The organism is Adlercreutzia sp. CNCM I-6216 (assembly GCF_977113345.1).
Map to the genome: position 1 here is coordinate 111,695 of NZ_CDSBIE010000006.1, position 19,457 is coordinate 131,151.

Annotated in this window: 17 protein-coding genes and 1 tRNA gene; 6 read left to right on the forward strand and 12 right to left on the reverse strand. The window is 65.8% G+C overall.

The genetic code is table 11. The features are described 5' to 3' along the window. Positions 1-43: 43 nt before the first annotated feature. From ACYVRU_RS07290 to ACYVRU_RS07305, 4 genes are all read right to left on the reverse strand, one after another. On the reverse strand, positions 44-991 hold the full coding sequence (locus tag ACYVRU_RS07290) for a diacylglycerol/lipid kinase family protein (RefSeq protein ID WP_231699479.1): 948 nt from the start codon (positions 989-991) through the stop codon (positions 44-46). Between the two features lie 136 nt (positions 992-1,127). After that, positions 1,128-1,532 (reverse strand): GtrA family protein, encoded by a 405-nt coding sequence (locus ACYVRU_RS07295; protein WP_114539743.1) that lies wholly within the window; start codon positions 1,530-1,532, stop codon positions 1,128-1,130. Between the two features lie 65 nt (positions 1,533-1,597). Continuing rightward, positions 1,598-1,672: transfer RNA gene (locus tag ACYVRU_RS07300), tRNA-Glu, on the reverse strand. Positions 1,673-1,751: 79 nt separating this feature from the next. Next, complete coding sequence (locus ACYVRU_RS07305) at positions 1,752-2,753, reverse strand: glycosyltransferase family 2 protein (RefSeq protein ID WP_114549651.1); 1,002 nt, start codon at positions 2,751-2,753, stop codon at positions 1,752-1,754. A 197-nt stretch (positions 2,754-2,950) separates the two neighbouring features. Here ACYVRU_RS07305 and ACYVRU_RS07310 point away from each other — a divergent pair, with 197 nt between their 5' ends. From ACYVRU_RS07310 to ACYVRU_RS07320, 3 genes are all read left to right on the forward strand, one after another. Continuing rightward, positions 2,951-4,390, forward strand: a complete 1,440-nt coding sequence (locus ACYVRU_RS07310) for a glycosyltransferase (RefSeq protein ID WP_161127158.1) — start codon at positions 2,951-2,953, stop codon at positions 4,388-4,390. 48 nt (positions 4,391-4,438) lie between these two features. Next, positions 4,439-5,956, forward strand: coding sequence for a DEAD/DEAH box helicase (locus tag ACYVRU_RS07315; protein ID WP_114549525.1), 1,518 nt, complete (start codon positions 4,439-4,441; stop codon positions 5,954-5,956). A gap of 299 nt (positions 5,957-6,255) precedes the next feature. After that, the gene (locus tag ACYVRU_RS07320; RefSeq protein WP_114539740.1) at positions 6,256-6,663 is read left to right on the forward strand and encodes a NifB/NifX family molybdenum-iron cluster-binding protein; all 408 of its coding nucleotides are present in this window, start codon (positions 6,256-6,258) and stop codon (positions 6,661-6,663) included. A 75-nt stretch (positions 6,664-6,738) separates the two neighbouring features. Here ACYVRU_RS07320 and rplT read toward each other — a convergent pair whose 3' ends face one another. From rplT to ACYVRU_RS07350, 6 genes are all read right to left on the reverse strand, one after another. Next, positions 6,739-7,095 (reverse strand): 50S ribosomal protein L20, encoded by a 357-nt coding sequence (rplT, locus tag ACYVRU_RS07325; RefSeq protein ID WP_114539739.1) that lies wholly within the window; start codon positions 7,093-7,095, stop codon positions 6,739-6,741. Positions 7,096-7,125: 30 nt separating this feature from the next. Continuing rightward, complete coding sequence (rpmI, locus tag ACYVRU_RS07330) at positions 7,126-7,323, reverse strand: 50S ribosomal protein L35 (protein WP_022739722.1); 198 nt, start codon at positions 7,321-7,323, stop codon at positions 7,126-7,128. Continuing rightward, positions 7,323-7,895, reverse strand: coding sequence for a translation initiation factor IF-3 (infC, locus tag ACYVRU_RS07335; RefSeq protein WP_022739721.1), 573 nt, complete (start codon positions 7,893-7,895; stop codon positions 7,323-7,325). The genes rpmI and infC overlap by 1 nt, the downstream gene beginning before the upstream one ends. Before the next feature lie 194 nt (positions 7,896-8,089). Further along, a complete protein-coding gene (locus ACYVRU_RS07340) occupies positions 8,090-9,376 on the reverse strand; it encodes a histone-lysine N-methyltransferase (protein WP_114549526.1) in 1,287 nt (428 codons plus the stop codon). Between the two features lie 39 nt (positions 9,377-9,415). Next, entirely contained in the window at positions 9,416-9,775 is a 360-nt protein-coding gene (locus tag ACYVRU_RS07345; RefSeq protein ID WP_114549527.1) for an SURF2 Surfeit locus protein 2, read from the reverse strand. Positions 9,776-9,970: 195 nt separating this feature from the next. Continuing rightward, positions 9,971-12,886, reverse strand: a complete 2,916-nt coding sequence (locus tag ACYVRU_RS07350; RefSeq protein ID WP_461185933.1) for an insulinase family protein — start codon at positions 12,884-12,886, stop codon at positions 9,971-9,973. A gap of 216 nt (positions 12,887-13,102) precedes the next feature. Here ACYVRU_RS07350 and ACYVRU_RS07355 point away from each other — a divergent pair, with 216 nt between their 5' ends. Further along, entirely contained in the window at positions 13,103-13,879 is a 777-nt protein-coding gene (locus ACYVRU_RS07355; RefSeq protein ID WP_114539735.1) for an ABC transporter ATP-binding protein, read from the forward strand. A gap of 189 nt (positions 13,880-14,068) precedes the next feature. Next, positions 14,069-14,998 carry a SufB/SufD family protein gene (locus ACYVRU_RS07360; RefSeq protein WP_114539734.1) on the forward strand — a complete coding sequence of 310 codons (930 nt, stop codon included), beginning with the start codon at positions 14,069-14,071 and terminating at the stop codon, positions 14,996-14,998. 284 nt (positions 14,999-15,282) lie between these two features. Here ACYVRU_RS07360 and ACYVRU_RS07365 read toward each other — a convergent pair whose 3' ends face one another. Continuing rightward, entirely contained in the window at positions 15,283-16,350 is a 1,068-nt protein-coding gene (locus ACYVRU_RS07365; protein WP_181869696.1) for a substrate-binding periplasmic protein, read from the reverse strand. Between the two features lie 477 nt (positions 16,351-16,827). On the opposite strand from ACYVRU_RS07365, the gene ACYVRU_RS07370 reads away from it, so the two are divergent. After that, a complete protein-coding gene (locus ACYVRU_RS07370; protein ID WP_461185934.1) occupies positions 16,828-17,637 on the forward strand; it encodes a ComF family protein in 810 nt (269 codons plus the stop codon). Positions 17,638-17,953: 316 nt separating this feature from the next. Here ACYVRU_RS07370 and ACYVRU_RS07375 read toward each other — a convergent pair whose 3' ends face one another. Further along, positions 17,954-19,282: a glycosyltransferase family 2 protein gene (locus tag ACYVRU_RS07375; protein WP_227070200.1), complete on the reverse strand. Its 1,329-nt coding sequence runs from the start codon at positions 19,280-19,282 to the stop codon at positions 17,954-17,956. Between the last annotated feature and the right edge of the window lie 175 nt (positions 19,283-19,457).

Here is a 19,457-nt window from a genome sequence, read left to right on the forward strand (position 1 = left end):
CTTCAAAGCGCAAGCCCCGCCCCCGCGGGGCTTTTTCATTGCCCTACCGCTGGCCCACAACGACGGTGAGGGCGTCGGGGACGCAGTCGATGAGGAAGTGCGTGCCGTGAACCGGCTCCCCGTCCATCTGGGCCGGCGGCTCCTCCTCGAAGTCGAGCACGAGGGAGGACGCTCGCCGGAAATGGATGTGGTCGCTTCCCGTGTGCTTGCCGCCCCGGGCGCGCAGAAGGAGCGCCAGCGCCCGCATGGACGAAAGCTCCGGCGTGGCCCAGCAGATGTCGAGCAGCCCGTCGTCGAGGCGCGCCTTGGGCGTGATGCGGAAGTGGCCACCGTAGGTGGGCCCCACCTGTACGGCTACCAGATAGGCATCGTCCCATTCCGGATGAGGGGCGCATCCCGGCTCCGCCCCCAGGACATCCATCTTGAAGGAAAACACCTGCAAGTGGTGGAACAGCTGATCGACGGCACTTTCCAAATAGAGCATGGTGCCGGCGCGGCCGGACTTCTGGCGACGGTCCATGGTGTCAAGCGCGATAGCGGCGTCCAAACCGAAGGAGAGCGTCTCGGCGAAGTAGCGGCCGTTGACGCGCCCCACGTCGGCCCGCACCGTTTGAAAGCGCAGAATTTCGGTGACCGCCGTGGGGACGGAGTAGGCCATGCCCAACGTCTCGGCGTAATCGTTGCCGGAGCCCACGGGGATGACGGCCAGGACCGGGCGATCCTGGGGGGCGCGGGCCATAAGGCCGTTCACCACCTCGTTCACCAGGCCGTCGCCGCCGAGCGCGATGACGCAACCCACGTCGGGGCCCAGCTCGCGAGCCAGCGACTCCCCGTGGCCGGCCCAGGCCGTGGTAAGCATTTCGAAACGCCCGTCGCCCACGCGCTCGCGCAGAAGCCGCGCCGCCTCGGAGGCGGCCACGGCCCCCCGCCCGCTCTTCGACACGGGATTTGCGATGAGGACGATGCGCCCCTCTTCTATGGAAGGAACCACGACTTGCCTCCTAACCAAGCAGCCGACGCAACGCCGACCTGCGATTTCCCTCATTCTAGCACCGAGTACCGTGTCCCTCACCTACCAAGTCGCGCTGTTCGCAACTCGTTTTCGAAACGGAGGGGTCGCCCGCTCGCTACTCGAGAACGGCGCCGGTGTCGCCGTCGAGGAAGATCTTGCGCGTCACGAAGTTGTACACCATGACGATGGCCGTGGCAACGATCTTCACGATGAGGTAGCTCACGCCCAGAACCGACGAGCCGAGCCACATGAGCAGATCGTTCACTCCCAGGCCGATCACGGAGAGCACCACGAAGATGACGAACTCGCGCCGGCGCGAGAGCCCCTGCTTGTGCGTGAACACGTAGCGCATGGAGGCCAGGTAGTTGAAGACGACCGACACCGTGAAGGAGATGGTGGCGCTGATGAGGTAGTTCACGCCGGCCAGCTCTGTGAGCGCCACCATGAGGCCATAGTCGATGACGAAGGCGATAACGCCCACCACGCCGAACTTCATGAACTGCTGGACGAGCTTTCCCATCGTATTCTCCCTGAGGCCTTTCATAAAGAAACCCCGCTCGCAAGCGGGGTTCAGCGATTCTCAAGTGGTGCCCCCAACGGGAATCGAACCCGTATTTCAGCCTTGAAAGGGCCGCGTCCTAACCGTTAGACTATGGGGACCGCTTAAAACAGCTTGCATAGTATGGCAGAGTGCACCGCACTTTGCAAGGACGTCGTTCGCTTTTTCTCGGCGACGGCCCTAGCGCTCGGCATCCGCCTCCATCACCCGGTACACGCTCATCTCCCACTGGCGCCGGTGGGACTTCGCCACGGTGTCCAGGATGAGGCCGGCCGTCCAGGAGAGCGCCGCCACGATCATGAGCGCCACGGCGAGCACCGCCGAGGGGAGCTTCGCCACGTAGCCGGTGCCGAGGTACTCCGCCACCACCGGCAGCCCGAAGCACAGCCCCACCACGGCGAGCGCCAGGCCGAGCCATCCGAAGAAGGCCATGGGGCGGTAGTCGCGGAACAGGCTCGCGATGGCCGCGAGCACGAGCATGCCGTCGGAGAAGGTGGACAGCTTGCTCTCCGAGCCCTCGGGCCGGTCGCGGTAGTCGATGGGCACGTCGGCCACCCGCCAGCGGCGGTCCACGGCCCAGATGGAGATCTCGGTCTCGATCTGGAAGCCGCCGCTCATGACGGGCATCGTCTTCACGAAGGCGCGGGTGAAGGCGCGGTAGCCGGTCATGACGTCCTCGAAGGCGTAGCCGTAGATGACGCGGATGAGCCGGCGCACGAGGTTGTTGCCGAAGTTGTGGAAGGGCCGCTCGTTCTCCTTGCCGTAGGCGCCGTTGGAGATGCGGTCGCCCACGGTCATGTCCGCCGCATCGGCCGCGAGCGGGGCCAGAAGGTCGCCGGCGGCCTCGGCCGGGTAGGTGTCGTCGCCGTCGACCATGAGGTAGTACTCGGCGTCGATGTCGCGGAACATGCTTCTCACCACGTTGCCCTTGCCCTGGCGGGACTCCCGGCGCACCACCGCCCCGGCCGCCGCGGCAATGTCCGCGGTGCCGTCGGTGGAGTTGTTGTCGTAGACGTAGATCGTCGCCTCGGGCAGCGCCGCGCGGAAGTCGGAGACCACCTTAGCGATGGTGGGCGCCTCGTTGTAGCACGGGACGAGCACGGCCACCCCCTCGCCGCGCCGGGCCGCATCCACCGCGGCAGCCGTGGCCTCGGCGTTGGAAACTGTCGCTATATCGGTCATGGGAAGACAAACCTCCTGTCCATTGTTGACCGCGTCCATTATCTTAAATGAACGCGGGGGCGCGGAAAATCCCCCGAGAAAAACTTTGACCGAATCGGCGAAAAGCCCCTGCGACCCATAAGCGGATTTTCTGGCATCTTGGCGGGCTTGCCGCCGACGCGGGGCCGATGCGGGGAAAATAGGCTATGATAGCTTCCATGAACACACCTGCATCGAAATCGACGGAGCCCTCGGCTCCGATCGCTCCCGCCCCCGCCCAGACGCTCGCCGTCCCTGCCGAGCCCTCGCCCTCCCCCCTCGCCACGGGCGCCCAAGGCGCCACGGCCGCCGAGGCCATTGCGCGCGCCCTGGCCGAACCGGCCCGCACGGCCGAGGAGGCCGTCGCCCGGCCGCTCATCCTCGTAGTGCACGCCTCGGTGGGCTCGGGCCACCGCTCGGCAGCCAACGCCATCGCCGAGGCGCTGGAGGAAGCCGGCGAGGCCGCCCGCGCGGCCGGGGACGACAACTCGCTGGAAGCGCGCTCGGAAGTGCGCGTCCTCGACATCCTCGATTTCGGGCGCATCGTGTTCGACGGCGACAAGACCGCCTCCATGTTCACCGGCTGGACGCGTCCCTTCTACGACCTCACCTGGCGCTACACCCTCACTGGGCGTCTTCTGTGGGGCGGCGGCACCATTTGGGCGCGCCTCATGTACCCGAAGTTCACCGAGTACGTGCGCCGCCTGCGGCCGGCGGCCATCGTCGCCACCCACATCACCGCCGCCAACGTGGCCGTGAGCGCTCGCATGATCACGGGCCAGAGCTTCCCCATCGTCTGCGTGCCCACCGACTACGAGGCCGAGGGGCTGTGGCCCCATCTGCACACCGACCTGTTCTGCGTCGCCAACGAGTCCATGGCCGAGACGCTGCGCCCGCGGCGCGTGCCCGAGGACCGCATCCTCATCACCGGCATCCCCGCCAGCCCCGCCTTCTCGCGAACCTACGACCGCGCTAAGGCCCGCGAGGCCTTCGGACTGCCGCAGGACAAACAGGTGGTGCTGGCGCTCGCCGGGGCGAAGCTCCCCCAACCCTATGTGCACTTCCGTGCCGCCATCGGGGAGATGCTCCCCTTCATGCACGCGATGCCCTCGATGCAGCTGGTGATCGTCGCCGGGGCCGACGAGGACTACGAGCGCGAGCTGCGGCGCCAGGTGGCCGAATACGGCCTGGCCAACGTCACGGTACTCGGCTACGTGAACGCCATGGCCGAGCTCATGGAGGCCGCCGACGTGGTCATCTGCAAGCCGGGAGGCCTCACGGTGACCGAGTGTTTGTGCGCCCATGCGCCCATGATCCTCTTGGGCCGCGCCTACGGCCAGGAGAAGGCCAACGTGCGCATGCTCACCGCCGCCGGAGCCGCTATGGCCGCCACCACGCCTCGCGAGCTCTTGGACACCCTGCGCCACATCAGCGACCACTCTGCGAGCGCCCATGCCATGCTGATGAACGCCTCCATCCTGCGGCGCCCCAACGCCGCCGAGGACATCGCCCGGGCCACCTTCGCCCTCATCCGGCGCGAACCGCCGCGAGACGCGAAGCTGCGGGCCAAGCACTTCCTGCACTTCTACTGGGGCAAGAAGCCGGCCCACGTCCGCTAGGACGCCCCAACCGCTACCGCCACGATCCGAACCACGAAAGAGAGCTTCATGACCACCTTTGCCGAACTCGGCCTTTCCGACGCCGTTCTTGCCGCCGTCGATCATCTCGGCTACACCGAGCCGACCCCCGTTCAAGCCCAGGCCATCCCGCTCGTCCTCCAGGGGCGCGACATTATCGCCGCCGCCAAGACCGGCACGGGAAAAACGGCCGCCTTCTCGCTGCCGAGCCTGGACGTCCTCGCCCGCGCCGAGCGCAAGAAGGCGCCGGCCATGCTCGTCATCACCCCCACCCGCGAGCTGGCCATGCAGATTCAGGAAGTCTGCCAAACCATCGCCCGCACCCGCGGCCTGCGCGTCGCCAATGTGGTGGGCGGCGTGAAGATCGAGCCGCAGATCGACCGCCTCGCGCGCGGCGTGGACGTGCTCATCGCCACGCCGGGGCGCCTCATCGACCTCATGAACCAGAAGGCCGTCGACCTCTCCCAGGTTCAAGTGCTCGTGCTGGACGAGGCCGATCGCATGCTCGACATGGGATTTCTCCCCTCGGTGCGCCGCATCGTGGAGGCGACGCCGAAAAGCCGCCAGACACTTCTGTTCTCGGCCACCATCGACAAGGGCGTGCTCGACCAGGTGGACGCCATGCTGGACGATCCGGCCATTGTGCAGATCGCCGCGAAGGGCGAGACGGCCGACACCGTGGAACAGTACATCGCGCACGTGCCCCACACCCTGAAGCCCGACCTTCTGGCGGCACTTTTGAAGGAGCGGGGGCACAAGCGCGTCATCGTCTTCGCCCGCACGCGCCATCGGGCCGATGCTGCCTGCCGCAAGCTGAAGCGAGCCGGCTACCACGCCGAGGCCATCCATTCCGACCGCTCCCAGAACCAGCGCAAGCGCGCCCTGGACAACTTCGCCTCCGGCGAGACCGACATCCTCGTGGCCACCGACGTGCTGGCCCGCGGCATCGACGTCGACGAAGTGTCCTATGTGGTGAACTACGACGTGCCCACCCAGGCCGAGGACTACGTGCACCGCATCGGCCGCACGGGCCGCGCCGGAGCCGAGGGCTTCGCGATCACCTTCGTCAGCCCCGAGAACAAAGACGAGCTGGCGGCCATCGAGAAGCTCATCAAGCGCGACATCCCCGAGATCGAGATCGCGGGCTTCAACTTGGAAGAGGCCGCCGAGGCCGCAGCCGAGCGCGCCACGCGGGCCAATGCCCGACGCGACCCCGAGCTGGCAGCGGCCGCCCGCGAGCTCGCCAAGAAGGAGAAGCGCCGCGCCAAGGAGAAGGAGCGTGCCGAGCAGGCTGCCGCCGAGTCGCGCCAGCGCGGCACGCGCAAGAAGCAGGGCGGCAAGAGCGCCGGCGCCGCGCACAGCTCGAGGAAGAGCGGGACGGGATCTAAGGCGGCTCCGAAATCCAAAGCGCCCAAGGGCGGCAACCGCGCGAAGACGGGTTCCGCGGCGGCAAGCGGCGCGCCGCGTACGTCGAGCGACTTCCGCCCCGGTCGCGCCCATCGCGCTGCCGTCGCCGCCAAGCGCAGCGGCGGCAAGCGCCGCGGCTAAGAGCATCTACGTCATAAGTTTTCCGTAGGGGGCGACCTTGGTCGCTCCCTGTCGCAAGGATCGCCATCGCCGAGAGGGCCGACCGAAGTCGGCCCCTACGGAGTCGTGCACAAGCCGACCATTGCCGGAACATGGCGGTGGCAGCCGAACCACAGCGGCCCGTTGCGCCCGCGAGCGGGCAAGCCGTCCAACGTTCGGGCTGCTCGCCGGGAAGATACCCTCCGTTTGCCGTACTCCACATTCAGCGGAGGATTGTTCGGGTATTGTAACCTCAGTATTTCTGGGGAAGGGAATATTGCATGAAGATCGCTGTCGCTTGCGACGGACTCGATATAGCCGCGGCTGCGGCCACCTGCTCGAGCTTTGCCTGTTACACCACGCAAAGCGGCGTCGTCACAGGCTGCAGCAACGTGCCGAACATGGGGCTCACTCCGCGCGAGCGGGCCTCCATCCTGCAGCAAATGGGCGTCGATGCCCTCATAGCCCGTCAATTCACCCCCGAGGGCCTCGCGGCCTTGGACGAAGCGGGCATCGAGGCCGTCATCTCCAACGCCGCGTCCCCCCGCGAGGCGGCGGATCTGTACCTTTACCGCACGCTCATGGGTGAGGAGGGCCTATCGGAAAAGAGCATCAAAGAGGAGCCTCTCGGCGAGCTGGACGACGCCTTCGCCCGCATCGAGCTTAAGCTCGTCGCCCAAAGCGCTTAGCCCTCGCTCGCACTCCCTCAACGAAAAAGGACCCCGAAGGGTCCTTTCTTTGTGCGCTCTTTCGAACGAAGCAAATTAAGCCACAGCTTTTTTCGCAACTTCCACCAGGGCGGCGAAGGCCGTCGGGTCGTTCACGGCCATGTCGGCGAGCACCTTGCGGTCGAGCACGACGCCGGCCTTCTTCAGGCCGTTCATGAACACCGAGTAGGACAGGCCGTTGATGCGGGCCGCGGCGTTGATGCGGGTGATCCACAGGCGACGGATCTCGCGCTTCTTGTTGCGACGGTCGCGGTACATGTACTGAAGCGAATGCTGCACCTGCTCCTTCGCGGCGCGGTAGGAACGAGACTTCGCACCGTAGTAGCCCTTCGCACGATTGAGGACGGTACGACGCTTCTTGCGGGCATGGACGGAACGCTTTACACGAGGCATATCTTAATCACTCCTTGAAGACGAATGGGACTAGCGAAGGCCGAGCTGGCGCTCGACGACCTTGGTATCCGCCTTGGCGACCTCGGTCTCGTGGCGGAAGTTGCGCTTGCGCTTGGGGCTCTTCTTGGTGAGGATATGGCTCTTGAACGCCTTGGCGCGCATGAGTTTGCCGGTACCGGTCTTGCGGACGCGCTTGGCCATACCGCGATGGGTCTTCATCTTGGGCATTAGTTGTCCTTTCCTTCGTCGTTCTTGGAATCCTTTTTCTTTTTCGCGGTCGCGGGCAGAGGCGCGATGAGCATGTGCATGTTGCGCCCCTCCATCTTCGGCTGGTTCTCGATGACGGCAACGTCCTTCAGGTCGTCGGCCAATCGTTCGAGAATGGAGAGGCCCTGCTCGGGGTGGGCCATCTCGCGGCCGCGGAACATGATGGTGATCTTCACCTTGTTGCCGGCCTCCAAAAAGCGCAGCACGTGCTTCTTCTTGGTGGTGTAGTCGCCCACGTCGATCTTCGGCCGGAACTTCATCTCCTTGACCTCGATCTTGTTCTGGTTCTTACGAGCCTGCTTGGCCTTGATGGCCTGGTCGTACTTGAACTTCCCGTAGTCCATGATGCGGCACACGGGCGGCGTGGCGTTCGGAGCGATCTCCACCAGATCGAGATTCATGTCGTCGGCGATCTGCTGGGCCTGGTGCGTGGGATACACGCCCATCTGGTTCCCGTCGAAATCGATGAGACGGCACTCGCGCGTGGTGATCTCATCGTTGAGCCGGGGCTCTTGAGCAGCTATCGCGCTCACCTCCCTTTCGTGTTCTCACACATAAAAACCCGCCGGGCCAACAAGGCGCACGGCGGGCTTACACGCAAAGTTTCTATCTGCGGGTACCCATCAGCAACCTTGGAAGGCGCCGAACCAGGTGGAGAGCTTTCGCCCTCGCTTGATTGACAGCTTGCCCAGTATAGCGTTGCCGTCGCTCCCGCGCAAGGGAAATTCTAGGAGTTTACATATATGAAGATGGTGCGGACGGTGTCGGCCAAGTTGTCCGAGGCGTTGGCCATGGAGTAGTCGTAGGAGAGCACCGCCGACCAGGCATGGGGCGCACCGTCGATGTCCACCTCGCCGTTGAAGGAGCAGTACTCCTTGGTGCGGGTCGTGCCGTCGGTGTCGAAGGAGGTGTAGGACTCCGCGTCCTCGGGCAGCTCCACGGCGCCCTCGGGCACCGACACGCCGGCTTCTGCCAGGGTCTTCTCGATGATGTGCTCGGTGCGCACGGCATCGGCGAAGCTGAGGGAGCCGTAGCCGAGCGAGCTGGTGGACGTGGAATAGCCCGCCTGAATGATCTTGCCGTCGGCGTCGAGTCCCAAATACACCGTGGGCGTACCCGTACGGCTGTCAGCCGGCTCAGCGGTGAGCGCGACGCGCACCTCGCTCTTGATGGGGTTGCCCTCCTCGTTCACCGCCCGGGGCTCGGCGGCCGTGGCGCCGTGCTGCAGAATGTCGATGGCCTCCTGCTGGGTGTGGCCCAGCAAGCTCACCAAGTCGGGCACCGTCGTCACCTTGGCGGCATCGGCGGAGTCCGTCGCGTCCTCGGAGGCGATGGCGGCGACCTCCTGCTCCGAGGAGAGCGCCTGCTGCACCGCGCTGGAAGAGGCCTCCTTGTACAGCTGAACGCCGAAGTAGACCATGGCGGCCAGAATGAGCACGAGCAGGATGATGACCACGATAAGAATGCGGCGCATACGGCGCGACTTGCGCATGTACTCGGGCAGCTCCGCCTTCTTTCGGGCCTTCTCGTTCATCTCACTCGCGTGCTTGGCATGGCGCCCGCGCGAGGCGCCGTCGCCCTTCTTCGCGCCATGGGCGGCCTTGCTCGCAGGCTTGGTTGGCGCCACGTCGGCCGTCACCACGCCGAGGGGCACAGCGTCGGGCACGGGCGAGGCATCGGCGCCGTCGGCGTCTGCGGCATCGGCGCCGTCGGCGTCCAGCGGACGACCGGCGTAGAAGTCCTCGAAGACCGCTTCATCGGGAAACGACTCGCCGGCGGCCAAGCCCTCGTCGTCGAGTACTTCCCCATCGCCCAAGTCCACCTCTTCGAAGACGCCCTCCTCGTCGACGACGATATCCTCCCCGACGACAGAGCCGTCGCCCTCGTCCACGGGGGGCATGGCCGTGGTGAAGCCATCCGCCGACACGGGGTGGAAGGCCTCGGTGAGGCCCATGGCATTGCCGTCGTCGGCGCTAATGCCGGCGTCGCGGTTGCGCTTGCTTCTTCTCACCATGTGCTCGCTGTTCCTCTCGCTTCTCGAAGGCCCACGGGGCTAGTGGGCCAAAAGGTACCAGGCCGCAAAGGCGACAATGCCCAGCACGGCCACGACGATGATGACCTTCTGGGTCGTGGACATCTTGGTCGCTTCCAAGTCATCGAGGGTCGTCTCATGGTAGGAGACGGCATCGGCGGTCTCTCCCGCACCCTCCTTTTCCACGGCGGCCTCTTCCACAGCCTCCGCTACCGCGTCGTCGGCCTCTTCGGCGCCCGGCTCGTCGACCGGCTCCTCAAGGGGCGCTTCCTCGACCGGCTCCTCGGCGGCCGGCTCTTCTACGACGCCGGCCTGGATGACCACATCGTCGTCATCGTCGGCCGTGACCGTGATATGCGAGAACTCCTTGGAATTCGCCATGGGAGCTTGCATCCTTTCTGTTTGGGGTTGCCCTATTATAGCCGATGGGCCGCGCGGCGCGCATCCGCTGCACCAGTTCTGCATCCGGGCACCACGCGAAGGCGCCGCGCGAGGGGCGCCGCGCAGGCACCCGGAGAACCGTTGCCAGTCGCCGACGCCCGCAGAGCCGTCGCGGCGGCCGCCCCTCAGCACCCTTTAGGCCAGAAGGTCGACGACGTTGAATCCCTCGCCGCTGGCACGGATGACCTCGCCGTTGCCGAAGCAGCACACCGGTCCGGCCCCGGCGATGGCGTCCACCGAGGAGGCCAGCGCGCGCACGTCATCGATGCCGGCTGCGCGCACCTCCTCGCGCACCCGGGCCCGGTCTTCCAAGGTGGCGCCGGAGAAGTATAGGCCGTCCTGGCGACGCAAAAGCTCGCGGGCCTTGGCCGGCGCGTCCAGGGAGGCCACCGTGGAGACCACGTAGCCGTCCATCTCCGATTCCGTGGGGTTAAAGACGCCGGCGAGCCAGTCGCCGGAGGTGCGGAAGCGCTCGACGGTCTCGTCGATGCGCGGGTCGCGGTAGGAGTAGAAGCGGCTCGAGCCCGAGCGCGTCGTCTGGAAGCCGGCCCCGTAGGCGCCGCCCTTCACGCGCACCTCCGTCCACAGAAAATCGTAGGACAGGATGCGCGAGGCCAAAAGCCACGCGCCGCCGTAGGGCTCGCCGAGCAGGCGGCGGTCCCAGCCGCAGGCGGTGTAGGTGACGTCGCTCGCCACGACGAAGGCCTCGTGCCCATCCTCAGGCGCCGGCACCGTGAGCGCCGGGGCGCCCGCCATGCCGCCGAAAGGCGAAGACGCCTCCCGGAAGGCAGCGAGCGCCGCCTCGTCGCCCCCGAAGGAGAGCGTGCAGCCGCCGTCGGTGAACAGGCGGCGGGACAGCTCGGCCAGCTTCGCGGAAAGCTCGCAGGCCCGCTCGTCGAAGCTCGCGAGCAGCTCCTTCAAGAAGCGGTAGAAACCGACGCCGGAGAGCGCCTCGCGCACCACCCCGGCCGGCAGGTAGTAGGAGGCGACCCGCGCCATGGCGGCGCTGTGGCCGGCCGAGGCGAAGGCCTGCTCCATGGCGATGCGCCGCTGGCCCAAGATGTCGCGGATGCGCTCGATGTCGGAGAAATCGGTCTCGCGCAGCACTTCCTCGGCCAGGTGTGCCGCCCAGGGCACCTCCTCGTCAAGGGCAGAGGAGCCCATGACGAACATCGGCCGCAGCCGCTCGCGGTCCTCGGCGTCCTCGTGCACTTCAACGGCGAACCCGAGGTTGCCCAGATGGGCCTGGACAAGCGTGTCCAGCTCGGCCGCCGTGTGGCGGGACGTATCCAACTTGCCGAGCACGCAGGCCAGCACCGTGGCGTAGGGCAGCTCGTCGAAGGCGAGGCCGTCCATGGCGAAGTAGCGGTAGGCGTAGGCGATGCCGCGGCAGGGCAGATGGTGGCGGATGAGGCGCCAGGGCCCGCACTCCCCCACCTCCCACATCGCCTCGGCGGGCGCCTCGCCGATATCGGCCCGCGAAAGCTGCGGAAGTTTCGCGAGGGCCTCCGGCGCGTCCGGCGCCTCCTGGGCCTCGCGCAGCGCGCGCACGGCCTCGCGGATAGACGCGGCCTCGTCCTCGGTGAGCTCGGCGGCCGCCTCGCGCTCGCCGGCTGCCTCGGCCTCTTCGGCGGCCTCGTCGCTTTCCGTGGGCACCACCTCGGCGCAGGCGCGGTGGTCGTTATCCAGGAACAGCTCGCGCAAAAGCGCCTCGAAGTACCCCTCCTCCACCTTCTCGCGCAGGCTGGCGAAGACGTCCTCGAAGCGCAGGTAGGCCGCCGGGTCGTCGTCGGAGTACAGCCATCCGGCCATGGCGGACATGGCCAGCACCACGCCGTCGGGGTAGCCGAAGTTGCGCTCGCGCATGACGAACTCGGCGTGGGAGAGGGCCGCCCGCACCAGCTCGCGGTCGAGCCCGCCCTCGGCGAGGCGCCGGGCCTCGGCCGCAACGATGGCGCGCAGCCTCTCGGCGGCACCGGGCCGGGCGCCCCGCAGGGATACCACGGCGAAGGGCTGGGCCACGGAGTCGGCCACGTACCCGATGGCGTCGTCGGCGATGCCCGCGTCGAGCAGCGCCCGCTTCAGGGGCGACTCGTTGGCCCCCATGATGGCGTCCATCAAAATGTCGGCGGCCACAATGCGCTCGCGCTCGGCGGCGCGCCCGATGACGAAGCCCACGGCGGCGCAGGCGTTCTCCGGCGCGGTGGCCATGGGCACGACAACCGGCGCGGGAGCCACGGGGGCCTGCAGCCCGAGCGGATTGATGTCCAGCGGCCCGCGCTCTTTCGCGGCCAGCGGCGCCAAATAGCGCTCGTCTAGAAAGCCGAGGAAGCGGTCGGCATCCAGGTTGCCGTATAGGATGATGTAGGCGTTGTCGGGACGGTAGTGGCGCCGATGGTTCTCGAGAAAGCCCTCGTAGGTGAGCGTTGGGATTGCCGCCGGCGTGCCGCCAGACTCGAAACGGTAGGTCGTGTCCGGGAACAGCGCCGCCGACAGCCCGTCGTAGAGCACGGAATCGGGCTCGGAGAGCGCGCCTTTCATCTCGTTGTACACTACGCCGTTCACCACAAGGCGCTCGCCTTCTCCCTCCCCTTCCAGCTCGCGGTGCCAGCCCTCCTGCTGGAAGATGACGGGGCGCCGGTAGATATCGGGGTGGAAGACCGCGTCCAGGTAGACGTCCATGAGGTTGACGAGATCCTGCTCGTTGGTGGACGCCACGGGGTACATGGTCTTGTCCGGGAAGGTCATGGCGTTTAAGAACGTCTGCATGGAGGTCTTCAGCAAATTGACGAAGGGCTCCTTCACCGGGAACTTCTCCGATCCGCACAGCACCGAGTGCTCCAAAATGTGGAACACGCCGGTGTCGTCGTCGGCCGGGGTCTTGAAGGTGATGGAGAAGGCCTTGTTGGCGTCGTCGTTCTCGATGAACATGAGGCGGGCGCCGGAGGCGGCGTGATGCATGAGGTGCACCGTACCCTCCACCTCACTTATCGGCTCGCTTTTCACGGCGGTAAAGCCGTGGGAGGCGGCCACCTGTTCCAAATCGGTCATGGTCTGTCTTCCTTTCGAAGGGTTCCTGCGAAGGGCCCCGCGACCGGCCCTGGCGGCCCGGCGCGGAGCAACGGAGTGTTCGTGAGTATTCTACCCGTCCGCGCGTCGCCGTTTCCAACCAATATGGTGTCGTTATGATTTCTCCGCGACGGGGGAATTTTCGCTATAATCAGCCCCGAACTATCTAGACGAGACGAGACAGATACGGAGTATCCCATGCTCGAACTTAAGAACCTGGTGTTCGAGGTGCCGGCCGACGACGGGGGCACCAAGCGCATCATCGACGATCTCTCCCTGACCATTCCCGACGACCGCTTCACGGTCATCACCGGACCCAACGGCGGCGGCAAGTCCACGCTCGCCAAGCTCATCATGGGCATCGAGGAGCCCACGAGCGGCCAGATCCTCTTCAACGGCGAGGACATCACGGACAAATCCATCACCGAGCGCGCCCGCCTCGGCATCGGCTACGGCTTCCAGCAGCCGGCCCGCTTCCGCGGCATGAAGGTGAAGAAGTTGCTCGACATCGCCGCCGGCAAGAAGCTGCCCATGCTCGCCTGCAACGAGTACCTCTCGAAGGTGGGCCTGTGCTCGGCGAGCTACCTCACCCGCGAGGTGGACAAGTCGCTGTCGGGCGGCGAGGTGAAGCGCATCGAGATCGCCACCATTTTGGCCCGCGACCCGAAGCTGGCCATCTACGACGAGCCCGAGGCCGGCATCGATTTGTGGAGCTTCGACAGGCTCACCGAGACGTTCCGCGACATCCACGAGGCCCGCGACGGGCGCTCCATCGTCATCATCTCGCACCAGGAGCGCATCATTTCCCTGGCCGACGAGATCGTGCTTCTGCGCGACGGCCAGGTGGCCGAGGTGGGGACGCCGGCCGAGCTCATGCCGCGGCTCGGGTTCGCGGCCCGCAGCCTAGATGACCACGGCTGCCCGCTTTCCACCCCCACCGAGCTGCACCTGACCGAGATCCCCACCACTTGCTAAACGTCACCAGTGCGGGCGGACTGCCGGGTATTCCGATTCGCTCAGACAGTCCTCGATGGTATCGAAGGCGACGGGGCTGCTTTCTCCCCACTGTATACCGCCTTCGACACCATCTGCGGAACTCGCTCGGTCGAAACACCCGCCATCCCGCCCGCCGCACGTCTTTTCTAGTTGCAAAAGGAGGCAACTATGACCGTTGATCTTTCCCCCATCGACGAGAACCTGCTCGCCGAGATCGCCAATATGCACGGCATGCCGAAGGGCGCCTTCAACGTGCGCAAGGACGGCGAACTGGTCGAGCGCCATTCCTCGGCCTACATCGACATTTCCACCAAGACCGACAACCCCGGCATCGACATCCGCATCGCGGACGGCACCAAGGGCGAGACGGTGTACATCCCCGTCATCGTGACGAAGTCGGGCCTGAAGGACGTCGTGTACAACACCTTCTACGTGGGCGAGAACTGCGACATCACCATCATCGCCGGATGCGGCATCCACAACGATTCCCACGACGCCTCCGAGCACGACGGCATCCACAGCTTCTATCTGGGGAAGAACAGCCGCGTACGCTACGTGGAGAAGCACTACGGCGAGGGCGATGGCTCAGGCGAGCGCATCCTGAACCCCACCACCAACGTGTACATGGAGGAGGGCTCCTCCTGCGAGATGGAGATGGTACAGCTGCGCGGCGTCACCTCCACCGTGCGCGACACCAACGCCGAGCTGGGCGCGGACGCCAAGCTCGTACTCACCGAGAAGCTGCTCACCCACGGCAACCAGACCGCCATTTCCAACATGAAGGTGGAGCTGAAGGGCGAGGGCTCTTCCGTGCAGGTGATCTCCCGCTCGGTGGCCCAGGACGACTCCGTGCAGGTGTTCAACCCGCTCGTCATCGGCGAGTGCGCCTGCCGCGGGCACGTGCAGTGCGACGCCATCATCATGGGCAACGCCAAGGTGAAGGCCATCCCCGGCATCGAGGCCGCCAGCGAGGACGCCATGCTCGTGCACGAGGCCGCCATCGGCAAGATCGCCGGCGACCAGATCGTGAAGCTCATGACGCTGGGCCTCACCGAGGAAGAGGCCGAGGCCGAGATCCTGGACGACTTCTTGAGCTAGGCGCTGGCGCACCGCCGCACCCGCATCACCATCGAACGAGGGCGGTTCCCGAAGGAGCCGCCCTCTTCTTTTTGCAAACCGCAGCCCGAGGCGGGTTTTTGCCACTGCGAGCATCGTGCTACGACATTTTCGGCCCTCGGGCTGCGGGTGAAACGACAAAAAGAGCCCTCGGGCTGCGAATTCAGCGATTCAACCCGCAGCCCGAGGGCCACTTTTGTCATTCGTCCGTACAGCTGAGGCTCATCTTCCCGAAAGCGGGACTCAGTGCATTGAAGGAAAGGACACTATTCGGCCGCGTCCTCGTCGCCGGAACTGCCGGAGTCGCCTGCATCGCCGGAGTCCTCGCTACCAGAATCGTCGCCGCTACCGGTATCGCCGGACTCATCGGAGCCGTCCGACGAGTCGCCGGAACCGGTGTCTTCGGAGCCCGTGTCTCCCGAGTCGCCGGTGTCGGCATCACCGCTGTCGGAATCGCCCGCGTCCTCGTTATCGGAACCCGTGGCGGCGTCGGCGGCGGAGGCGGTCAGATCGCTGACGACGGTGAGATCGCCCAGGGCCACGGTGGTGCCGAGCCACTTGCGCTCAATGACGTTGATGGTGCCGTCGCTCACCAGGCGCGCGAGCACGTCGCCGGCGGCCGTCTGCAAATCGACGTTCTCGTTCGAGACACCCATGCAGTAGCCGGTCGGCGACATGAGCATGGCGACGATGGACACGTCGAGCCCCTGGCCATGGGCCGCGTACAGGCCGATGACAGCGTCGGCGGCCACGTACTGCACGCTTCCGGCCTCAAGCGCCTCAAAGGCCTCCTTCAGGCTGTCGGTGGGCGTGAGGCTGGACTCGCCGAACCCGTTGGAGACGGCCCAGGCGCTCTTCGAGGAAACTTGGGCGGCGAAGGTGGCACCGGAATCCTGGGTGGGAATGCCCGCGTCGGGGCTCAGCGCGAACAGGGCGATGCCCGTGGGCAGGTAGGAGGCCGAGCGCCAGAAATCGCCGTCGCTCGCGGAGTCGTCGATGCCGAGCACCACGTCCACCGTGCCGTTGGCGAGTGCCCCGGCCGGGTCGCTGCCCACATCCACCACCGACAGCTTCAGCCCCAGCTCGTCGGCGAGAGCCGCGGCGATGTCCACGTCGATTCCGATGATCTTGCCGCTGCCCATACCGGCCAGAGGCGGGTTCTCGGTGTTGACGCCCACGCGCAGGGTGCCCTCCTCGCCGATGACCGGGGGCGCCACCTCGGCGGACTTCAGCTCCGGCTGATAGGTGCCCGATCCAGTGCATCCGGCCAGGCCGAACAGGCCGACCGCGAGCAGCGCCGCAAAGGCAACCGCAACGAACGAACGCTTTCTCACATCATCCTCCGTCTAATTCAATCGGTACGTTGCCTCTTTCGACTGACCTAGTCTTTGACCCCACACTCGCGCACCGGGGCGTTCGCTTGCGCTAGTAGCCCTCTCGCCCGTCACGGCGTCCGTGCCGCGAAAATGTCAGCGGGCGGTGCGACTTACCTCTAGGATACGCCATGCTCACGGCGGGCAACGCCCACGCGCTTACGTGGATCCTTTCGACCGCATCTGCCATGGACTTGGAAAGACGTCGCGTCTCTCCGCAACTACAGACCCGAAAGAAGCATCGCTAAGTGTAGCAGAAGTGGGCTTAGACGGGGCAAAGCCCCGCAGAACCTACGAAGTGCGAAAGCCGTGCGGTCGGCGCGGGGCGCGGGATGAGACGCGAACGCGGTCGGCGCGGGGAACGAAACGGGACATTCCCGCGTCATTTCCACGGTCGTGCGCGCGTAGACTGCCCCCATGAAGCCGATGAAAGGACAGATGGCGCTCTTCGATGAGCGAACGCCGGCGAAGAGCCGTCGGGAGGGCGCGGCCGCGAAACACGCCGCTCCCTCCCGCCGCCTGCGCGCGGACTGGCGCGCCGCGCGCGACTTCGCCGCGGACATGGTGGCCGAGACGCTCTACCCCACCCGCTGCGCGGTGTGCGATAAGCCCGGCGCGGTGCTGTGCGGCTCCTGTACCGCGGCGCTCCCCTACATCGACGCGCTGACGGCCTGCCCGCGCTGCGGCGCGCCCTTCGGCGTCGTGCAGTGCTCGGAGTGCACGTCCGTGCTGATGGAGCCCTTCGGCTACAAGGAGCCGCCCTACGACGAGATGGCGAGCGCCCTCGTGCTTACCGAGGCCGTCCGCCGCATTGTAACGGTGTACAAGGATCAGAACGAGCGCGGTCTGGCACGGCCCATGGCCCAGATCATGGCCCGCTACCTGCCGCCCCGCTGGATGGGCGCAGCGCCGGTCGTCACCTTCGTGCCCGCCACGGCCGCCGCCCGGCGGCGGCGCGGCTTCGACCATGCCGAGCATCTGGCCCGCGAGTTGTCGTTCATCGCCGGGCTGGACTTCGCCCCTCTGCTCGTGGCCGCCCGCAGCCGCGACCAGCGGAAGCTGGGGCGGACGGGACGCATCGGCAACATGAGGCATTCGCTCACCGCGCTGGCCGGCGCCAGCATGCCCGCCGCCGTCATCGTCGTGGACGACGTGTGCACCACCGGTGCCACGTTGTTCGCCGCCACCGAGGCCCTGCGCACCGCCGGTGCCAAGATCGTCTGGTGCCTCACGTTCGCGCGAACCTAGGACGCAGCCTTTCGCCCCGAGGATACATAAGAAGCATCCTCGGGGCGGGGAGCTGGCCGACCCCGCCCGTTTCGCTACCTTAGGCAACGGGAGAAAGGCGGGCAAATGAACCTTTGCGATTGGGTTCGTTTTGCGGCTTGCTTGCTGAACCTGATGGCTCGAATCCGCGAGTACGCGGATTCGAGCCGAAAGGCAAGGCGGGCACGTCATGCAAGACGGCCCAAATAACAAACGGTTCAGGGGAGATTTCACTGGCCAGTGGCTCCCCTCGAGCCTGCCTTATATTCTAGCAAGCATCGCTAGAAAATGAAAGGAGTTATTTCGAGGAGAGACGAACGCCCTCGGCCTCGGAGAACTCGGCGACGTCCACCGAGATGGAATGGCGGATGGGCTTCCACGCCGCCTTCTTCACGAGCGCAATGAGCGCGATGGGGATGTAGGTGAGCATGAAGAAGGGGAAGGTGAACATGTAGCGGATCTTCTTCGCCGTGGTGGTGCGGATGGAGTCCCATTCCACGAAGGTGGTGAGCACGCCGAAGACGAACATGAACACGACGTAGTTGCACAGGCAGAACACGACCGAGGTCACCGAGCTCGCGATGGCCACGCCCGTGGACATGACGCCCGTGGCCGCCAGCACGATGATAATGGTGTTGAACAGAATGGAGATGATGGAGAGCAGCATGCCCGGAGCGATGGTCATGAGCATGTCGTAGCAGGCGAAGCGGTAGCCCGCGGGATTGGTCAGCGTGCCCTTCACCAGGCCGCCCGCGTAGTGGGCGAACACCTGGTAGAAGCCCTTGGCCCAGCGGAAGCGCTGGTTCCACGAATCGCGGAAGGTGATGGGCTGCTCGTCGTAGAGCACCGCCGTCGGGCAGTAGGAGATGCGCACGCCGTCGATGATGGAAGCGGCGGAAAACTCGATGTCCTCGGTGAGCAAGTGCCACTTCCAGCCGCCTGCGGCCTTCAGGATGTCGGCGGCGATGAAGAAGCCCGTGCCCGACACGGCGCAGGAGGTGTTCAGTGTGAGGCGCGCCTGGTTCAAAAACTTCGCCTCGCGCAGGAACCACACGCCGTAGCCAGCGGAGATCCAGTTGCTGCCGAAGTTCTTGGAGTTGCGGTAGGAGGTGGAGGCCTTCGCGCCGTTATCGAAGGTGGCGTTCATCTCACGGAAGTAGTTCACATCGAGCACGTTGTCGGCGTCGAAGACGAAAAACGCCTCATAGTCGCGGTCGGCGTACTGCTCCCAGATGGCCTTCAGGCCGTAATCGAGCGCATAGCCCTTCCCCACCAGCTTGTCGTTGCTGCGGGGGAACACGATGGCGCCGGCCTCGCGGGCCACGTCGGCCGTGTTATCAGTGCAGTTGTCGGCGATGACGAAGATGTCGATGAGCTCGGCGGGATAGTTCTGCACCTTGATGGAGTGGATGAGGTCGGCGATGACCGTCTCCTCATTGCGCGCCGCCACCATGACCGCGTAGCGGTGGTTGGCGCGCGCCACCTTCTTCGGTGCCCGGCGCGTCAGCACCACGAGCACGTAGAAAAGCTGGTAGGTATAGCAAATAGTGAAGGTAAGAAACACGCAGAAATTGAAGATGTCAACGAAGGACAACGCCGACACTTGCGATGCTACGGTATCGAACACCTTGAGGCTCCTAGGACATGACATGCGCCCGCACGGTCAGTGGCGTGGGCGCGGCTGCACAAACGGCTGAAAGTATAGCCCTTTCGAGCTAAGTTGGCAGCACCAGTTGGGCCATGACAGCCGAAATGGGGGCAATCGAGACCAAAGTGTTCCTTTTCGCCGCATTTGCGCCACA